This window comes from Naasia aerilata, assembly GCF_030296595.1.
GTDB classification, from domain to species: Bacteria; Actinomycetota; Actinomycetes; order Actinomycetales; family Microbacteriaceae; genus Naasia; species Naasia aerilata.
Genome location: NZ_AP027731.1, coordinates 2635690 through 2654125 on the forward strand (window position 1 = coordinate 2635690; position 18436 = coordinate 2654125).

The 18436-nt window shown below is 71.9% G+C and carries 13 protein-coding genes and 5 pseudogenes; 16 read left to right on the plus strand and 2 right to left on the minus strand.

All coding sequences use genetic code 11. The features are described 5' to 3' along the window. Nucleotides 1-2: 2 nt before the first annotated feature. The 7 genes and pseudogenes from aroC (at nt 3) to nusB (ending at nt 5225) form a co-directional block, all read left to right on the plus strand. Nucleotides 3-1213: pseudogene (gene aroC / locus QUE51_RS13800) on the plus strand (chorismate synthase). Next, a complete protein-coding gene (locus tag QUE51_RS13805) occupies nt 1203-1724 on the plus strand; it encodes a shikimate kinase (protein ID WP_286276946.1) in 522 nt (173 codons plus the stop codon). The pseudogene aroC and the gene QUE51_RS13805 overlap by 11 nt, the downstream one beginning before the upstream one ends. Next, nucleotides 1721-2796: pseudogene (aroB, locus tag QUE51_RS13810) on the plus strand (3-dehydroquinate synthase). Before QUE51_RS13805 ends, aroB begins: the two are co-directional and overlap by 4 nt. A gap of 87 nt (nt 2797-2883) precedes the next feature. Next, complete coding sequence (aroQ, locus tag QUE51_RS13815) at nt 2884-3333, plus strand: type II 3-dehydroquinate dehydratase (protein ID WP_286276947.1); 450 nt, start codon at nt 2884-2886, stop codon at nt 3331-3333. 16 nt (nt 3334-3349) lie between these two features. Then, a complete protein-coding gene (locus QUE51_RS13820; RefSeq protein WP_286276948.1) occupies nt 3350-4156 on the plus strand; it encodes a class I SAM-dependent methyltransferase in 807 nt (268 codons plus the stop codon). An 84-nt stretch (nt 4157-4240) separates the two neighbouring features. Further along, on the plus strand, nt 4241-4804 hold the full coding sequence (efp, locus tag QUE51_RS13825; RefSeq protein ID WP_286276950.1) for an elongation factor P: 564 nt from the start codon (nt 4241-4243) through the stop codon (nt 4802-4804). A 1-nt stretch (nt 4805) separates the two neighbouring features. After that, the gene (nusB, locus tag QUE51_RS13830; protein ID WP_286276952.1) at nt 4806-5225 is read left to right on the plus strand and encodes a transcription antitermination factor NusB; all 420 of its coding nucleotides are present in this window, start codon (nt 4806-4808) and stop codon (nt 5223-5225) included. A gap of 12 nt (nt 5226-5237) precedes the next feature. Here the strand turns inward: nusB and QUE51_RS13835 are convergent, their stop codons facing one another. Both QUE51_RS13835 and QUE51_RS13840 read right to left on the minus strand, forming a co-directional pair. Next, nucleotides 5238-6506 (minus strand): glycosyltransferase, encoded by a 1269-nt coding sequence (locus QUE51_RS13835; RefSeq protein WP_286276953.1) that lies wholly within the window; start codon nt 6504-6506, stop codon nt 5238-5240. Nucleotides 6507-6660: 154 nt separating this feature from the next. Continuing rightward, nucleotides 6661-7188: a DoxX family protein gene (locus tag QUE51_RS13840; protein ID WP_286276955.1), complete on the minus strand. Its 528-nt coding sequence runs from the start codon at nt 7186-7188 to the stop codon at nt 6661-6663. Between the two features lie 393 nt (nt 7189-7581). Between QUE51_RS13840 and QUE51_RS13845 the strand changes: the two genes are divergently transcribed. From QUE51_RS13845 to gmk, 9 genes and pseudogenes are all read left to right on the plus strand, one after another. Continuing rightward, nucleotides 7582-8496, plus strand: a complete 915-nt coding sequence (locus QUE51_RS13845; protein WP_286276956.1) for an endonuclease domain-containing protein — start codon at nt 7582-7584, stop codon at nt 8494-8496. Between the two features lie 176 nt (nt 8497-8672). Beyond that, entirely contained in the window at nt 8673-9284 is a 612-nt protein-coding gene (pyrR, locus tag QUE51_RS13850) for a bifunctional pyr operon transcriptional regulator/uracil phosphoribosyltransferase PyrR (protein ID WP_286276957.1), read from the plus strand. Next, nucleotides 9281-10227 (plus strand): annotated as a pseudogene (locus QUE51_RS13855) (aspartate carbamoyltransferase catalytic subunit). The gene pyrR and the pseudogene QUE51_RS13855 overlap by 4 nt, the downstream one beginning before the upstream one ends. Then, a pseudogene (locus QUE51_RS13860) lies at nt 10224-11533 on the plus strand (dihydroorotase). The pseudogenes QUE51_RS13855 and QUE51_RS13860 overlap by 4 nt, the downstream one beginning before the upstream one ends. Further along, nucleotides 11526-12056, plus strand: a complete 531-nt coding sequence (locus tag QUE51_RS13865; RefSeq protein WP_286276958.1) for a PH-like domain-containing protein — start codon at nt 11526-11528, stop codon at nt 12054-12056. Before QUE51_RS13860 ends, QUE51_RS13865 begins: the two are co-directional and overlap by 8 nt. Then, nucleotides 12057-13328 carry a glutamine-hydrolyzing carbamoyl-phosphate synthase small subunit gene (gene carA, locus QUE51_RS13870; RefSeq protein WP_286276960.1) on the plus strand — a complete coding sequence of 424 codons (1272 nt, stop codon included), beginning with the start codon at nt 12057-12059 and terminating at the stop codon, nt 13326-13328. Beyond that, nucleotides 13328-16659: pseudogene (carB, locus tag QUE51_RS13875) on the plus strand (carbamoyl-phosphate synthase large subunit). The gene carA and the pseudogene carB overlap by 1 nt, the downstream one beginning before the upstream one ends. Beyond that, on the plus strand, nt 16656-17534 hold the full coding sequence (gene pyrF / locus QUE51_RS13880; RefSeq protein ID WP_286276961.1) for an orotidine-5'-phosphate decarboxylase: 879 nt from the start codon (nt 16656-16658) through the stop codon (nt 17532-17534). Before carB ends, pyrF begins: the two are co-directional and overlap by 4 nt. After that, on the plus strand, nt 17531-18418 hold the full coding sequence (gene gmk / locus QUE51_RS13885) for a guanylate kinase (RefSeq protein WP_286276962.1): 888 nt from the start codon (nt 17531-17533) through the stop codon (nt 18416-18418). Before pyrF ends, gmk begins: the two co-directional genes overlap by 4 nt. The last annotated feature ends 18 nt before the right edge of the window (nt 18419-18436 follow it).

Sequence of the window (18436 nt, forward strand, 5' to 3'; positions counted from 1 at the left end):
TCATGCTTCGTTGGCTCACTGCGGGGGAATCGCACGGTCCCGAACTCGTCGCGATCCTCGAAGGACTCCCCGCCGGGGTCCCCGTCACGCTCGACGGGATCCGCGAGGACCTGCAGCGCCGGAAGCTGGGCTACGGCCGGGGCTCCCGCCAGAAGTTCGAGCAGGACGAGCTGAACCTGTCCGGCGGCGTCGTGCACGGGCGGAGCATCGGCGGCCCCGTCGCCCTCCGCATCGGCAACACCGAGTGGCCCAAGTGGGTCGAGGTGATGAACCCGGAGCCGGTCGAGCTGACCGAGCGGTCGCGGGGCCGAGGCGCCGCCCTCACGCGTCCCCGCCCGGGCCACGCCGACCTGGTCGGCATGCAGAAGTACGACTTCGACGAGGCGCGCCCGGTCCTCGAGCGCGCGAGTGCCCGCGAGACGGCCGCTCGCGTCGCGCTCGGCGCGGTCGCTCGCGCCTTTCTCGAGGAACTCGGCATCCGGTTGATCAGCCACACGCTCTCGATCGGCCCGGTCCGGGTGCCGGAGGGCACGCCGCTGCCGCGTCCGAGCGACCTCGCGACGGTCGACGAGGATCCGCTGCGCTGCTTCGATCCCGCCACGTCGGCCCTCATGGTGGCCGAGGTCGACGACGCCAAGCGGGAGGGGACACCCTCGGCGGCGTCGTCGAGGTGCTCGCCTACGGGCTGCCGCCCGGGCTCGGCTCCTACGTGCACTGGGACCGGCGCCTCGATGCGCAGCTCGCCGCGGCGCTCATGGGCATCCAGGCGATCAAGGCGGTCGAGGTGGGTGACGGGTTCGCCACCGCCGCGCGCCGCGGCTCCGCCGCCCACGACGAGCTCGTGCCGGGACCGGACGGAATCGAGCGGCTCAGCGACCGGGCGGGCGGCACCGAGGGCGGCATGACGACCGGCACCGTCCTCCGCGTCCGCGCGGCGATGAAGCCGATCTCGACGGTCCCGCGCGCGCTCCGCACGGTGGATGTGTCGAGCGGCGAGGCCGCATCGGCCCACCACCAGCGCTCGGATGTCTGCGCCGTCCCTGCCGCGGGCGTGGTCGCCGAGGCGATGGTCGCGCTCGTGCTCGCGAACTCGGTGCTCGAGAAGTTCGGCGGCGACTCGGTGGGCGAGACGCGGCGGAACCTCGACGCCTACCTCGCCGCCATCCCGGAGACGCTCCGCACCAGTCCGACCGCGGATCTCCGTGGAGTCTGAGGCCACTGCGCCCCTGCTCGTCCTCATCGGACCGCCGGGCGCGGGCAAGACCAAGGTAGGCCGGCGGGTGGCCCGCGCGCTCGGCGTGCCGTTCACCGACACCGACAAGTGCATCGTCGCCGAGCACGGGCGGATCGCGGACATCTTCGCCGAGCACGGCGAGCCGTACTTCCGTGCACTCGAGCGCGAACAGGTCACCGCCGCGCTCACCGGCGAGGGGATCGTCGCCCTCGGCGGCGGGGCGATCCTCGACCCGCGCACCCAGGCGGACCTGCACGAGTGCCGGGTCGCCCTCGTGATGGTCGACGCCGACGCGGTGGGGGAGCGGATCGAGGGCGCCAAGCGCCCGTTGCTCGCCTCCGGCGGTGTCGCCGCGTGGAAGGCGCTCGTCGAGCAGCGCCTCCCGATCTACGAGGCGCTCGCCTCCCGCACGTTCGACTCGTCGCGCCGGCCCATGCAGGCGGTCGCGGACGACGTGCTCCGCTGGCTTCGCGAGGAGGGCGTCCGATGACCGGCACGACCACGATCCCGGTCCGGGGTGAGCACGGCTACGACGTCCTCGTCGGCCGCGGGCTCACCGACGCGATCGCCGACGCGCTCGGGCCGTCGGTGCAGAAGGTGCTCGTCGTGCACCAGCCCACCCTCGCCGCTCGGGCGGAGGCGCTCCGGGACGCGCTCCAGGGCCGCGTCCAGGTGCTCCTCGCCGAGGTGCCGGACGGGGAGGCCGCGAAGCGCGTCGAGGTCGCCGCGTTCTGCTGGCAGGTGCTCGGGCAGGCCGACTTCACCCGCTCGGACGCGGTCATCGGGTTCGGCGGCGGAGCGGTCACCGACCTGGCGGGCTTCGTCGCCGCCACGTGGCTGCGCGGCGTCGCGCTGATCCAGGTGCCGACGACCGTGCTCGGCATGGTCGACGCCTCGGTGGGCGGGAAGACCGGCATCAACACGGCCGAGGGGAAGAACCTCGTCGGGTCGTTCTACGCGCCGCGGGCCGTGATCGCGGACCTCGACAACCTCGAGGGCTTCCGCGCAACGAGATCCTCGCCGGGTTCGCCGAAGTGGTGAAGTGCGGCTTCATCGCCGTGCCGGAGATCCTCGACATCGTCGAGTCCGATCCCGCGCGCGCCACGAATCCAGAGACGGACGAGTTCCGCCGGGTCGTCGAGCTCGCCATCGGCCTCAAGGCCGAGGTGGTGAGCGAGGACTTCACCGAGGCCGGGCGGCGGGAGATCCTCAACTACGGCCACACGCTCGGCCACGCCATCGAGCACGCCGAGCGCTACCAGTGGCGGCACGGCGCCGCCGTGTCCGTCGGGATGGTCTATGCCGCCGAGCTCGCGCGCCTGGCCGGCCGGCTCAGCGATGCAGCCGCAGACCGGCACCGGACCGTCCTCGGCGCCCTCGGGCTGCCGATGGAGTATCCGGCGGGCCGGTGGGCGAGCCTCCTCGCCACGATGCGGCGGGACAAGAAGGCGCGAGGATCGCTGCTGCGCTTCATCGTGCTCGACGACATCGGCAAGCCGACCGTCCTGCAGGGCCCCGAGGACCAGCTCCTCTTCGCCGCCTACCAGGAGATCGCCTCCTGACGAGCACGTTCCGGCCCGACTAGTACGGTGCGCCGTACCATCCGGGCCGGAACGTGCTCCTTCAGCCCACTCGGTAGGGTGGGGGCCGTGACTCGCGTGCTCGTGCTCAACGGACCCAACCTGGGGCGCCTCGGAACCCGGGAGCCGGACATCTACGGCAGCGAGACGCTCGAGGACCTCCGGACGCAGCTCGAGCAGGACGCGCCGGACGGCGTCACGGTCGACCTCCGGCAGACCGACGACGAGGGCACCCTCATCGGGTGGCTGCACGAGGCGGTCGACACGTCGATGCCCGTCATCCTCAACCCGGCCGCGTTCACGCACTACTCCTACGCGCTCCGCGACGCCGTCTCGATCGTCACCGAGGCGGGACTGCCGCTCATCGAGGTGCACCTCTCCAACCCGCACGCGCGCGAGGAGTTCCGGCACACGAGCGTCGTGACGGGCGTGGCCACCGGCGTGATCGCAGGTCTAGGCTTCGACTCGTATCGGCTCGCGCTCTCCGCGGTCCTGCGCCGCGCTCCTGCCGGGTCCTGACCTGAAGGAGGGGACGATGGCGTCCCCAGATGCGGCGTTCGCGGGCAGCATCCCCGCTCTCTACGAGCGCCACCTGGGCTCGATGATGTTCGCGCCCTATGCTCGCGAGCTCGCCGCACGGCTCGCGGACCTGACGAGCGGGCGGCTGCTGGAGATCGCGGCGGGGACCGGGATCGTCACGACGGCGCTGCGCGAGCGGCTGCCGTCCGCTGTCGAGATCGTCGCCACCGACCTGAACCCGGCCATGATCGCCGTCGCCACCGAGAAGCCCGGCATGGACGGCGTGGAGTGGCTGCCCGCCGACGCTCAAGAGCTGCCGTTCGGCGACGGCGAGTTCGACGTGCTCACGAGCAGCTTCGGCGTCATGTTCTTCCCGGACCGGAACGCGGGCTATCGCGAGGCGGTGCGGGTGCTGCGCCCCGGCGGCCGGTACGTCTTCACGGTGTGGGACTCCCTCGAGCACAACGACTTCACGCGCATCGTGAACGACGTCGCGGAAGCCGCCTTCCCGGACGACCCGCCGCGTTTCATCCCCCGCACGCCGTTCGGCTACAGCGATCAGGCCGCGATCCGGAGCGACGTGCTCGCCGCCGGATTCTCCGACGTCGGCATCGAGACCGTGCCGCTGCCGTGCCGCGCGAGCTCACCTCGGGATCCCGCGGTCGGGATCTGCCAGGGCACGCCGCTGCGGGCTGAGATCGAGGCGCGCGGAGGCGACCTCGGGGCGGTGACCGACGCGGCCGCCGTGGCGATCGAGGAGGCGTACGGCGCCGGTCCGGTCACCAGCCGCATGCAGGCGCTCGTCGTCACCGCGGTCCGCTGAGAGCCGCACCGCGGGGGCATTACACTTCTGGGGGCGTTCCGGGCGGTTCCCGGGCGCTCCTTCCGCGCAACGATAAGGACCCCCATGGCCTCTACCGCTGACATCCGCAACGGCGTCGTGCTCAACATCGACGGCCAGCTCTGGAACGTCGTCGAGTTCCAGCACGTCAAGCCGGGCAAGGGCGGCGCGTTCGTGCGCACCAAGCTCAAGAACGTCGTCACGGGCAAGGTCGTCGACAAGACGTACAACGCGGGCGCCAAGATCGAGATCGAGAACGTCGACCGCCGCGACTTCCAGTACCTGTACCGCGACGGCGACGACTTCGTCTTCATGGACACCGCCGACTACGACCAGATCACCGTTCCCGCGGGAGTGGTCGGCGACGCCGCGAACTTCCTCCTCGAGAACCAGTCCGCGACCATCGCTCTCAACAACGGCAACCCGCTCTACGTCGAGCTGCCGACGAGCGTCGTCATGGAGATCACCTACACGGAGCCGGGGCTTCAGGGCGACCGCTCGAACGCCGGCACCAAGCCCGCCAACATCGAGACCGGCTACCAGATCCAGGTGCCCCTGTTCGTCGAGATCGGCACCAAGGTCAAGGTCGACACCCGCACGGGCGACTACCTCGGCCGGGTGAACGACTGACGTGAGCGCTCGGTCGAAGGCCCGCAAGCGGGCATTGGACATCCTCTACGCCGCCGATGTCCGGCAGGCGCCGGTCCGGGAGCTGCTCGAGGCCGAGGCGGGCCGGGCGGCAGGGGAGCCGCAGCGCGCGGCGAGCTGGCTCTATGCCCGGGACATCGTCGACGGCGTCGAGGATCACCGCGCCGAGATCGACGGCCTCATCGCCGAGCACGCCCAGGGCTGGACGCTCGCCCGCATGCCCGCCGTGGACCGCGCGATCCTCCGCATCGGCGTGTGGGAGCTCAAGTTCAACGACGAGGTGCCCGCCGCGGTCGCCATCGACGAGGCCGTCGAGCTCGCCAAGGAGCTCAGCACCGACGAATCCTCGGGCTTCGTGCACGGCGTGCTCGCGGCCGTGGGCCGCGCCTCCGCGGTGAGCTGAGGCCCCTCCGCGTCACGCGGCGGCGAGCCGCTCCACCTCATCGGCGATCCGCGGCGCCCCGCCCAGGTCGCGGAGCTCCGTGCCGAGTCGCCGGGCCGTCGCACGGAACGCGGGCTCGGCCGTCAGCCGGTCGTAGGCGGCGAGCACCTGCGCGGCGTTCGGCCGTCCGGTGCGGAGGTCGATGCCGGCCCTGGCATAGGCGACGCGGGCGGCGATGTCCGGCTTGTCGAGGTCCCCGCCGGCCACGACCAGCGGTACGCCGGCGCTCAGGGCGCCGAGCACACCTCCCCAGCCCCCGTTGGTGATCATCACCGAGGTGAAGGGCATCAGTCGGTCCTGCGGCACGAAGTCGGCGACTCTCGTCCCTGCGGGCACCGAGAAGGGCAGGCGGGTGCGGCCGCGGATCCCCGTGCTGGCCACCACGAGGACGTTCCGTGCCGACAGCGCGGCGAGGGCGGGCTCCAGCAGGTGGGTCGGGTCGACGTTCTGCGTGCCTTGCGTGACGTAGACGACGGGACGCGTCGAGCTCGCCACCTGCCCCCACCAGTCGGGGAGCGGTGCGTCCGAGGTGGCCGGGATCGCCCCGACGTAGACGAGGTTCGGGGGCGGGTCGGAGCGGCCGTAGTCGAGCGCGGGGGAGCCGAGCGCGAGGAGCAGCTGAGGGGAGAGCCAGGCCAGGTAGAAGGGCCGGTCGGTCGGCGGCAGCTGCACCCCGGCACGGACCTGCTGGTAGGCGCGCTGCAGCGGCGCTCCCGCGACGTTGACGAGGAAGCGCAGGGCGGCGTCCCGTGCCCCGCCGACGGCCGTGTGGTGGGGGCGGAGGCGCAAACCGGCGGGCGGGAGGTCGCGGCTCGGGATCGAGAGGGGCACGACACTGAGGCTCGCCCAGCGGCAGCCCGTCGTCTCCGCCACCAGGGACGCGCCCGTGGAGAGCGCATCGCCGAGCAGCACATCCCACGGCTCGCTCCGCCAGGCGGCGACGAGGTCCCTGTGCTGCCCGACGCCCGTGCGCAGGAACAGCTGCTCGAGGTTCGCCAGCAGCTGGCGCGGGCCGGGGCGGCCCCGGAGTGCGGGGAACGTGGCGCTCAGATCGTTCTCATCGAAGTCGGGCGCCTCCGTCCAGGGCAGGACCCGGGCGCCGAGCGCCTCGAAACCGGCCCGGAAGGCCTCGCCGGTGTAGACCCGGACATCGTGCCCCCGGCTCACGAGCTCGCGCACCACTGCCCGGAACGGGGCGACGTGGCCGGTGAACGGCATCACGGCGACGAGCACGCGGCTCATGGCGCCTCCTCTCGGGCCCTGTCGCCCAGCCTGACCCTGCGATCCTCGTCGCGCAACACGAAGGCCGGGCGCGAGCCGGGATGCGAGGGGCCCTCAGAGGGGCCTGCTCGACATCCCGGCCCACGCCCGGCGGGGACGGGGGAAGGAAGGACGATCAGCGCGCGCGCCGCGGGGTGCTGAAGGCGGCGACCACCAGTGCCCCGGCGATGAGCACCAGGTTCTTCGCGATGAACTCGCCGTTCATCGTGGCGAGGAACGGGTTTCCGTCGGTGAACACCGCGGCCGGATGCACGACGGCCACGAGGAACGTGGTCATCAGATGGACGACCATCGCGGCGCACACCCACGGCACCAGGACGCCGGCGAGGAGGGCGAGGCCGGCGACGACCTCGAAGGCGCCCAGGCCGACCACGACCGTGTCCTCGGGGAGGAACGGAAGCATGCTCGCGACGAGGTCCGCGATCGGGCTCTTGCCGATGACCTTGAGGACGCCGAACCAGACGAAGACGACGCCGAGGGCGACGCGCAGCGCAGGCACGGACACGACCCGGAGGATTTCGAGCACCTTCTCCTCGGTGCGGAGGATCCAGCCGGTGGGGCGCGCTACGGGAAGCGGCGGAGCGGTCCGGACGGAGGCGGGAACGGCGGAGACGGGCTTGGTGGGGGTGAGGAGGGTGGACATCGGCGGAGCCTTTCTGGAGGTGGTCGGTGCAGGTTTCTGCGTGTCTCCGACGTTAGGAACGGAGCCGTCCCGGGCCCCAGGGGAGCCGATCCCGTCCTTCCGGGACGCGGTCCCGCCTCCCCGGGACGCGGGTGTCCCGCCCACCCCGGGACACGGGCGCCTCTTCCGCCGAGGGCGAGGGCGGGGTCGGGCACCGCACTTGCGCGGATCAGGAAATTTCACGGAGATCAGGAAGCTCGGCGGATTTCGCACGCGGGTCAGGACGACACGCCGTCTCAGGACCGTCGATGCCTGATCCGCGCAGGTCCCTCCACCGGCGAGAGGCACGACGCACCCTCCACCGAGGTCCTACCCAGGACCGGCGTGAGGGCCCCAGTCGTCAAGGTGACCCGCATGCCACCACACATTGAGCACGAGATGCGCCGCCTCGAGGGAGTAGCTCACCTCCAGGAGCTCATCGCCGCCGGGTTCTCCCGCTACCAGGTCGCCGCCATGATGAGGCAAGGACAGCTCCTGCGGCCGAGGATCGGCTGGTACGTCGCACCTTGGCACTCGCCGGATGTCGTGCGCGCCGTGCGCGTCGGCGGGCGCCTGACATGTGTGTCGGCAGCCGCGTCCTACGGCCTCCCGGTGCCACCGGATCCTCGCGTGCACGTGTGCCTGCCGAGGAACGCCTCGAGGCTGCGAGCGTCCTCCGACGGACGGCGGGTCGCCGCGGGTCAGGACCGTTCGGTGGTCTGGCACTGGAGCGACACCGCCGGACAGCGCTTTCGGGTGGACCTGGTGGAGGCCCTTCGCGAGGCGAGCACGTGTGTGCCGGCCGGCTGGTTCGTCGGGATGGTGGACGCGGGACGGAGACCCGATGGCGGGCCGCCGCTCCTGCCCGCCGAGTCTCTGGAGGAGTTGCGGTCCCTGATGCCCCGCGACAAGCGCGGCCTCCTCGGTCGTTCCGATCCTGCAGCAGAAAGCGTCCTGGAGTCGCTGATGCGAGTGGGACTCGAGGATGCCGGCGTCTTCGCGGAGACGCAGGTGGTGCTGGGGTCCTTCCGGGTGGACTTTCTCCTCGACGGATGGCTCGTGATCGAGTGCGACGGCGGCCGACATCACTCCGGGCCCGTCGAGTTCGAGCGCGACCGAAGGCGGGACGCGGCCCTCAGCCGGCTCGGCTACCGCGTGCTCCGGTTCTCCTACCGCCAGATCGTGGAGGACTGGGAGGGAGTAATCAGGACGGTGCGCAGCGTGCTTTCAGGAGGCGGGCGAGCGGCGCGGATCAGGCATGCGTCTGTCCGAGACGGCGTGTCGTCCTGATCCGCGGGCAAAACGGAACAGACGTCCTGATCCGCGTCGATTTTCCTGATCCGCGCAGGTGGCGGGGCGGCGAGGAGGGCAGAAGTCGGGGCGCGCTCGGCGTTCCTGGCGGGCGGGTAGGGTGGAGGCGTTCGACATCCTTTAAGGCCGTCCAGTGAGGCGGGGAAGGAGGTCAGGTGGCTGCGCGTGCCGTACTGCAGCAGGCTGACATCTCGCGGGCTCTGACCCGCATCGCCCACGAGATCCTCGAGGACAACAAGGGGACCGACGGTCTCGTGCTCCTCGGCATCCCCACTCGCGGCGTCGAGCTGGCCGACCGTCTCGCCGAGCTCCTCACCCGCATCGCGGGCGGCGACTGGGTCTGCCCGGTGGGCTCCCTGGACGTGACCATGTATCGCGACGACCTCGGCCGCAACCCGGTCCGCAGCACCGCACCCACGCGGATGCCGGGCGGCGGCATCGACGGGCGCAGGGTGGTGCTCGTCGACGACGTGCTCTACTCGGGGCGCACCATCCGCGCGGCGCTCGACGCCCTCGCCGACCACGGCCGCCCCGCCGCCGTGCGGCTCGCCGTGCTCGTGGACCGCGGGCACCGGGAGCTGCCCATCCGCCCCGACTTCGTGGGCAAGAACCTGCCGTCCGCCGCCACCGAGCGGGTCAACGTGCGGCTCACCGGCACCGACGGCGTCGACGCGGTGACGATCGAGGACGGGGAGAGGCAGCATGAAGGCCCACCGGCTCGACTCCGTACCCTGTCCACGGCTCGAGGACGGGGAGAGGCCGCGTGAAGCACCTGCTCTCCACCCGCGACCTGGACCGCGACGCCGCCGTGCGGATCCTCGACGTCGCCGAGGACATGGCCGCGACCCAGCAGCGGGAGGTCAAGAAGCTGCCGACGCTGCGCGGCAAGACGGTCGTGAACCTCTTCTTCGAGGACTCCACCCGCACGCGCATCTCCTTCGAGGCGGCCGCGAAGCGCCTCTCCGCCGACGTCATCAGCTTCGCCGCGAAGGGCTCGAGCGTCTCCAAGGGGAGTCGCTGCAGGACACCGCGCAGACCCTGGAGGCGATCGGCGCGGACGGCATCGTGATCCGCCACTGGGCCTCCGGCGCCCCCGCCGTGCTGGCGCGCAGCGGCTGGATCGCGGCAAGCGTCGTCAATGCCGGCGACGGCACGCACGAGCATCCGACGCAGGCGCTCCTCGACGCCTTCACCCTCCGCAGGCGCCTGCACGGCGATGCCGGACGGGGGCGCGCGCTCGACGGCGTGCGGGTGCTCATCGTCGGCGACATCCTGCACTCGCGGGTCGCCCGCTCGAACGTGTGGCTGCTCGCCACTCTCGGCGCGGAGGTGACGCTCGTGGGGCCGCCGACGCTACTCCCGCACGGGATCGAGGGGTGGCCGGTGACCGCCGTCCACGACCTCGACGCCGCCATCGCCGACACCGACCCGGACGCCGTCATGATGCTCCGGGTCCAGCGCGAGCGGATGGCCGACGCCTTCTTCCCGAGCACCCGCGAGTACTCGGCGAACTGGGGCCTGACCGGCGCCCGGTTCCGCGCGCTGCCGGAGCGGACCATCGTGATGCACCCCGGACCCATGAACCGCGGCTTCGAGATTGCGTCCGAGGCGGCCGACTCGCTCCGGTCCACCGTGCGCGAGCAGGTCGCCAACGGCGTCGCGACGCGCATGGCCGCCCTGTATCTGACGCTCGCCGGAGGTGCGGCATGACCGCCTATCTGCTCGCCGGGGCCACCCTGCCCGACGGCTCGACCGCCGACCTGCTGCTCGAGGACGGAATTCTCGCCGAGGTCGGCACCGGGCTGTCCCGAGCCGGGGCGACGCGCATCGATGCGGCCGGGCTCGTCGCCCTGCCGGGCCTCGTCGACCTGCACACCCACCTGCGCGAGCCGGGCGGCGAGGGGCGGAGACGGTGCTGAGCGGATCCCGTGCCGCGGCCGCAGGCGGCTACACCGCGGTGAGCGCCATGGCGAACACCGACCCGGTCGCCGACACCGCGAGCGTCGTCGAGCAGGTGCTCGCCCTGGGTGAGGCCGCGGGGTACGTGACCGTCCGCCCCATCGGCGCCGTCACGCGCGGCCTCGGCGGCGAGCAGCTCGCGGACATCGGCGGGATGGCCCGCTCCCGCGCGCGGGTGCGCATGTTCAGCGACGACGGCTCGTGCGTCGCGGACCCGCTGCTCATGCGGCGGGCGCTCGAGTACATCCGCGGGTTCGGCGGAGTGCTGGCGCAGCACGCCCAGGAGCCGCGGCTCACGATCGGCGCCCAGCTGAACGAGGGCCCGACGAGCGCCGAGCTCGGCCTCGCGGGATGGCCCGCGGTGGCGGAGGAGGCGATCATCGCCCGGGACGTCCTGCTGGCCCAGCACACCGGGGCGCGCCTGCACATCTGCCATGTCTCCACCGCGGGATCGGTCGAGCTGCTGCGCTGGGCGAAGAGCCGGGGCATCGACGTGACCGCGGAGGTCACCCCGCACCACCTGCTGCTGACGGACCGGCTCGCGGACGGCTACGACGCGCGCTACAAGGTGAACCCGCCGCTGCGGTCGGACGACGACGTGGCCGCGGTCCGAGCCGGCCTCGCCGACGGCACGATCGACGTCGTCGCGACCGACCACGCGCCGCACGGACAGGACGCCAAGACCTGCGAGTGGAGCGCCGCCGCGAACGGCATGGTGGGGCTCGAGTCGGCGCTGCCCGTCGTGCACGAGGCGATGGTCGAGTCGGGGCTTCTGGACTGGGCCGGGATCGCGCGCGTGATGTCGGCCGCGCCTGCCCGAATCGGCGGCGTCGAGGGACACGGGCAGGCGCTCGTCCCCGGAGCGGCCGCCGAGGTCACGCTCTACGACCCTGCCGCTCGGCGCGACTTCGCGGTCGGTGATCTGGCAGGACGCAGCCGCAACTCGCCCTACCTGGGCCGCTCCCTGCCCGGCCGCGTCGTCGCCGTCTTCCACGACGGACGGCCGACCGTGCTCGACGGGGCGCTGCGCGAATCCGAGGAGGTCCGCCGTGCGTGATCAGCTCGTCCCCACGATCATTCTGATCGCCCTCCTCGTGCTCGCGGGGATCGGCATGCTGCTCGGCTGGCGCCGGCTGCAGCGCCGGCAGGCGGACATCGGCACGGTCGCGGCGCTTCCCGCCGATCCCGGCGTGCCGACGCTGACCGCCGACGCGCTCTACGTGGCCACGACCCTCCGCGACCAGCCGCTCCAGCGCGTGGCGGTGCAGGGCCTCGGGATGCGGGCGCGCTCGACCGTGCAGGTCTTCCCCGGCGGCGTCTCACTCGCGATCCAGGGCCGGGATGCGGCCTGGATCCCGGCGGCGGAGCTCGACTCCGCGGGCCGCGCGACCTACGCGATCGACAAGGGCGTCGAGCCCGGCGGTCTCGTGCGGATCGCCTGGCAGCTCGGCGGCACCGCCGTCGACACCTATCTCCGTCCGGCCTCCCCGGCCGACGGCACCTCCATCCTCGACGCGGTTCAGCGCATCGCGCGCGGTTCGATAGCGTCGAGTCCGGACACCAGCGAAAGAGAGAACTGAGTGCGTGCACGCGAGAAGGCGGTGCTGGTCCTCGAGGACGGCCGCCGCTTCAGCGGCCAGGCGTACGGCGCGCGGGGGCGGACCTTCGGCGAGGCCGTGTTCGCCACCGGGATGACCGGCTACCAGGAGACCATCACCGACCCGTCCTACGCCGGCCAGATCGTCCTGCAGACGGCGCCGCACATCGGCAACACCGGCGTGAACGACGAGGACCCCGAGTCCAGCCGCATCTGGGTCGCCGGCTACGTCGTCCGGGACCCGTCACGGACGGTGTCCAACCACCGCGCCGTGCGCAGCCTCGACGACGACCTCGAGACGCAGGGCGTCGTGGGCATCAGCGGCATCGACACCCGTGCGGTCACCCGGCACCTGCGCGACAAGGGCGCCATGCGCGCCGGGATCTTCTCGGGCGCCGACGCCGACCTCGAGGCGCACGACCAGCTCGGCCTCGTGCGCGAGAGCCCGGAGATGACGGGCTCCCACCTGTCCACCGCGGTGTCGACCCCCGTGCTCTACACGGTGGAGGCCACGGCGGAGCGGATCGGCTCCGTCGCGATCGTCGACCTCGGCATCAAGGCGGCCACCATCCGCGCCCTCGCCGAGCGCGGGTTCGACGTGCACGTCGTCCCCGAGTCCGTCACCGCGGAGGAGCTCTTCGCGCTCGACCCCTCCGCCGTCTTCTACTCGAACGGACCCGGCGATCCGGGAGCGTCGGACGACCACGTGGAGCTGCTGCGGGCAGTCCTCCGCCGCGGCACGCCCTTCTTCGGCATTTGCTTCGGCAACCAGCTGCTCGGCCGGGCGCTCGGCTTCGGCACCTACAAGCTGCCGTTCGGCCACCGCGGCATCAACCAGCCGGTGCTCGACCGGCGGACCGGCCGCGTGGAGATCACCGCGCACAACCACGGCTTCGCGGTCGACGCGCCCCTCGACGGCCCCGTCGAGACCCCGGCCGGCTTCGGTCGCGCCGAGGTGACCCACGTCGACCTCAACGACGACGTGGTCGAGGGCATCGCGTGCCTCGACATCCCGGCGTTCAGCGTCCAGTACCACCCGGAGGCCGCGGCCGGGCCGCACGACTCCCAGTACCTGTTCGACCGCTTCCGTGACATGGTGCTCGCGTCGCAGCGGTCGAAGGAGGAGGCGATCGCCGTCGAGGCCGAGCCGCAGGTCACGCCCCGCGACGCCTCGCCGCGCCAGGGCGCCGAGGCGGCGGGCCTCACGAGTGGAACCGAGCCCGCCGCACCCACGCAGACCGGGAAGGACGCCTGATGCCCAAGCGCGACGACATCCGGAGCGTCCTCGTCATCGGCTCCGGGCCGATCGTCATCGGCCAGGCCGTGGAGTTCGACTACTCGGGCACCCAGGCGTGCCGCGTGCTGCGCGAGGAGGGCGTCCGCGTCATCCTGGTCAACTCGAACCCGGCGACGATCATGACCGACCCCGACTTCGCGGACGCGACCTACGTGGAGCCCATCACCCCGGCCGTGATCGAGACGATCATCGCGAAGGAGAAGCCGGACGCGATCCTGCCGACCCTGGGCGGCCAGACCGCGCTCAACGCCGCTATCGCGCTGCACGAGCAGGGGATCCTCGCGAAGTACGGCGTCGAGCTGATCGGCGCCAAGGTCGAGGCGATCCGGAAGGGCGAGGACCGGCAGCTCTTCAAGGACCTCGTGATCCAGGCGGGCGCTGAGGTGGCTCGCTCCTACATCGCGCACACGGTCGAGGAGGCGCTCGGCTACGCCGAGGACCTCGGCTACCCGCTCGTCGTCCGTCCCTCCTTCACGATGGGCGGGCTCGGCTCCGGCTTCGCGTACACCCCCGAGGAGCTCCGGCGGATCGTCGGCGACGGCCTGCACTCGAGCCCGACCGCCGAGGTGCTGCTCGAGGAGAGCATCCTCGGCTGGAAGGAGTACGAGCTCGAGCTCATGCGCGACCAGGCCGACAACACGGTCGTGGTCTGCTCCATCGAGAACGTCGACCCGGTCGGCGTGCACACCGGCGACTCGATCACCGTCGCCCCCGCACTCACCCTGACGGACCGCGAGTACCAGCGGCTGCGCGACATCGGCATCGACATCATCCGCCTCGTCGGGGTCGACACCGGCGGCTGCAACATCCAGTTCGCCGTCGAGCCGTCGACCGGCCGGATCATCGTCATCGAGATGAACCCCCGCGTGTCCCGGTCGAGCGCCCTGGCGAGCAAGGCGACCGGCTTCCCGATCGCGAAGATCGCCGCCAAGCTCGCCATCGGCTACCGGCTCGACGAGATCCCGAACGACATCACGGGTGTCACGCCCGCGAGCTTCGAGCCGACCCTCGACTACATCGTCGTCAAGGTCCCGCGGTTCGCGTTCGAGAAGTTCCCGGCGGCCGACGCCCGCCTCACGACGACGATGAAGAGCGTCGGCGAGGCCATGGCCATCGGCCGCAACTACACGACGGCGCTGCAGAAGGCGCTCCGTTCGCTCGAGAAGCGCGGATCCTCTTTCAGCTGGACGCCCTCGACGGAGGCCGTGGCGACGCTCGTCGAGCGCGCGAGCATCCCGACGGACGGCCGCATCGTGACCGTGCAGCGCGCGCTGTTCGCCGGCGCGACCGTCGAGCAGCTGTACGAGGCGACCGGGATCGACCCCTGGTTCCTCGACCAGATCGTGCTGATCAACGAGATCGCCGCGGAGATCGCCGCCGCCCCCGAGCTCGATGCGGACCTCCTGCGGCTCGCCAAGGGTCACGGATTCTCCGACGCGCAGCTCGGCGAGCTGCGCGGCCTCGGCGAGGCGGAGGTCCGCGCGGTCCGGCACGCGCTCGGGGTGCGCCCGGTCTACAAGACCGTCGACACGTGCGCGGGGAGTTCCCGGCGCTCACGCCGTACCACTACTCGTCCTACGACGAGGAGACGGAGGTCGAGCCGAGCGACCGGCGCAAGGTCGTCATCCTGGGCTCCGGACCCAACCGCATCGGGCAGGGCGTCGAGTTCGACTACTCGTGCGTGCACGCGGCGTTCGCGCTCTCCGGCGCCGGATTCGAGACGATCATGATCAACTGCAACCCGGAGACGGTGTCGACCGACTACGACACCTCGGACCGGCTGTACTTCGAGCCGCTGACGCTCGAGGACGTGCTCGAGGTGATCGAGGCGGAGAGCGGATCCGGCACCCTCGTCGGAGTGGTCGTCCAGCTCGGCGGTCAGACCGCGCTCGGCCTCGCGAAGGGGCTGGAGGCGGCCGGCGTGCCGATCCTCGGCACCTCGCCGTCCGCGATCGACCTCGCCGAGGAGCGCGGGCTCTTCGCCGGCATCCTCCGGGACGCCGGCCTGCTCGCCCCCAAGAACGGGACCGCGACCGACGTCACCGGCGCCTTGGAGGCGGCAGAGGGCATCGGCTACCCGGTGCTCGTCCGCCCGTCCTACGTGCTCGGCGGCCGGGGCATGGAGATCGTCTACGACGCCGAAACTCTCGTCGACTACTTCCGCCGCATCGAGGGGCAGGGCATCGTCGGCCCGACGAATCCGCTGCTCGTCGACCGGTTCCTCGACGACGCGATCGAGATCGACGTCGACGCGCTCTACGACGGGGAGCGGCTGTACATCGGCGGCATCATGGAGCACATCGAGGAGGCCGGCATCCACTCCGGCGACTCGAGCTGCACCCTGCCGCCCGTGACGCTCGGTCGCGGGCAGCTCCAGGCGGTCCGGGATGCCACCCTCGCGATCGCGCAGGGCATCGGGGTCCGGGGCCTCCTCAACGTCCAGTTCGCGATCGGCGCCGGCGTGCTCTACGTGCTCGAGGCGAACCCGCGTGCGTCCCGCACCGTGCCGTTCGTGTCCAAGGCGCTCGGCATCCCGCTCGCCAAGGCGGCGTCGCTGCTCATGGTGGGGGAGACCGTCGAGTCGCTCCTCGCCTCCGGCATGCTGCCCGAGCGGGACGGCTCCGACGTTCCCGCCGACTCGCCCGTCGCCGTCAAGGAGGCGGTCCTGCCGTTCAAGCGCTTCCGGACTCCCGAGGGCAAGATCGTCGACACCCTCCTCGGCCCCGAGATGCGCTCGACCGGCGAGGTCATGGGCATCGATCGCGACTTCCCGCGCGCGTTCGCGAAGAGCCAGGAGGCCGCGTACGGCGGCATGCCGCTCGAGGGATCGGTGTTCGTGTCCGTGGCGGACCGCGACAAGCGGTCGATCATCCTGCCCGTGCTCTGGCTGAAGCAGCTCGGCTACTCGATCCTCGCGACCGAGGGCACCGCCGAGGTGCTCCGCCGCAACGGCATCGAGGCGCGCGTCGTGCACAAGCACAGCGAGCGCGCCGGACTCGAGGGGGCGCCGACGATCGTGGACCTCATCGAGCAGAGCGACGTGGACATCGTCATCAACACCCCCAGCGGCGGGACCGCTCGAGCCGACGGCTATGAGATCCGCGCCGCCGCCGTGGCGGGCGACAAGCCGCTGTTCACGACCATCGCTCAGCTGTCCGCTGCTGTCGCGTCCGTCGAGGCGATCCGCGCAGGATTCGAAGTGACGTCGCTGCAGGAATACGCTGATCAGCGCGCCGCCTCGGCTTCGGGAGCTGCCGACCTCAAACCCGGAAGGAGTGCCCTCGGATGACCGGGACACCCCCGACGCCGTTCGGCGATCGCCTCGCCGCCGCGTTCGACGCCTACGGCCACCTGTGCATCGGCATCGACCCGCACGAGTACCTGCTGAAGGAGTGGGGGCTGCCGCTCAGCGCGGTCGGCGCCCACGAGTTCGGGCTGCGGGTCATCGAGGCGTGCGCCGGTCGCGTGGGCATCGTGAAGCCGCAGGTCGCCTTCTACGAGCGGTTCGGCTCCATCGGCTTCCGCGTCCTCGAGGACGTGCTCGTCGAGGCGCGCAAGGCCGGGCTCGTGGTCATCGGCGACGTCAAGCGCGGCGACCTCGGCTCGACGCTCGAGGCGTACGCGCAGGCCTGGCTGAGCCCCGGCTCGCCGCTCGAGGTCGACGCCATGACGATCAGCGCCTATCAGGGGTTCGGCGCCCTGCAGGCGCCGCTCGAGTTCGCCGAGAACGCCGGCAAGGGTCTGCTGGTCCTGTCGGCCACGTCGAACCCGGAGGCCATGGCGGTGCAGACGTCGATCATCCAGCGGGAGACGCAGGCGGGAAAGACCGTCGCCGGCGGACTCGCGTCCCGCGTGGCCGGCTGGAACTCGGAGCACCAGGTGGGGCAGCGACTCGGCTCCATCGGCGTCGTGCTCGGCGCGACCATCGACTTCCAGGATGTCGGCATCGACCTCGACGAGCTCGCGGCGCCGCCCGCCGCCCCGATCCTCGCCCCCGGCTTCGGCTACCAGGGCGCGGACTTCAGCCAGGTGCGCCGCATCTTCGGCGTCGCGGCCGACCAGGTGATCGTCACCGCGTCGCGGAGCATCCTCTCCGCGGGGACCGGCGGCATCCGTGCCGCGATCGACGCGCAGGTGCAGCAGGTGGCGGAGGCGTACGCGTGAAGCCGCCTGAGGTCGACCGAATCGCGGGGTCCCGTGCCGCCGTTGCGGCCCGGCGCGCCCGCGCCGAGGTGAAGCGCCAGATCGCGAGCGGCGAGCGGACGGCGGGCGAGGTGCTCGACGCCGCGACGCCCGAGAACCCCGCCGAGGCGACGCTCCGGGTCAGCGAGCTGATCGGCAGCATCCCGTGGCTCGGGCCGACGCGGACCGCGCGCATCATGAGCGAGCTGGGCATCTCCCCGTCCAAGCGCGTCGGCGGGCTCGGCGTGCATCAGAAGAAGCGGCTGCGCGAGTTCCTCGTCGAGCGGCAGAAGCGCAAGATCGAGCCTGGCGCCCTCGTGGTCCTCGCGGGCCCGACCGCCGTCGGCAAGGGCACCGTCTCCGCGCACATCCGCGACCACCACCCGGACGTCCTCCTCTCGGTCAGCGCGACGACGCGCCCGCCCCGCCCCGGCGAGATCGAGGGCGTGACCTACTACTTCGTCGACGACGCCGAGTTCGACCGGATGATCGAGGCCGGCGAGTTCCTCGAGTGGGCGAGGGTGCACAACGCCTACCGCTACGGCACGCCGCGGAGCCCGATCACCCAGGCGCTGGCCGAGGGCAAGAGCGTCCTGCTCGAGATCGACATCCAGGGCGCCCGCCAGGTGCGCGAGGTCTTCCCCGAGGCGCGCCTCGTGTTCCTGCTGCCGCCCAGCTGGGACGAGCTCGTCCGCCGGCTCACCGGCCGCGGCACCGAGGACCAGGACGAGCAGGACCGCCGGCTCGTGACGGCCCGGGAGGAGCTCGCCGCCCAGGACGAGTTCGACTACCGCGTCGTCAACTCGGACGTGGAGACCGCCGCGCGCGAGGTTGTAGACTTGATGCCGACTTCGCCCGGCGACTGACGCCCGGCGACAGAGGAG

Bases quoted from the DNA above. Each gene is read 5' to 3' on its own strand.
- QUE51_RS13840 (WP_286276955.1), bottom strand. From the start codon at position 7,188: ATGTCCACCCTCCTCACCCCCACCAAGCCCGTCTCCGCCGTTCCCGCC.
- QUE51_RS13820 (WP_286276948.1), top strand. From the start codon at position 3,350: ATGGCGTCCCCAGATGCGGCGTTCGCGGGCAGCATCCCCGCTCTCTAC.
- efp (WP_286276950.1), top strand. From the start codon at position 4,241: ATGGCCTCTACCGCTGACATCCGCAACGGCGTCGTGCTCAACATCGAC.
- pyrF (WP_286276961.1), top strand. From the start codon at position 16,656: ATGACCGGGACACCCCCGACGCCGTTCGGCGATCGCCTCGCCGCCGCG.
- QUE51_RS13845 (WP_286276956.1), top strand. From the start codon at position 7,582: ATGCCACCACACATTGAGCACGAGATGCGCCGCCTCGAGGGAGTAGCT.
- QUE51_RS13835 (WP_286276953.1), bottom strand. From the start codon at position 6,506: ATGAGCCGCGTGCTCGTCGCCGTGATGCCGTTCACCGGCCACGTCGCC.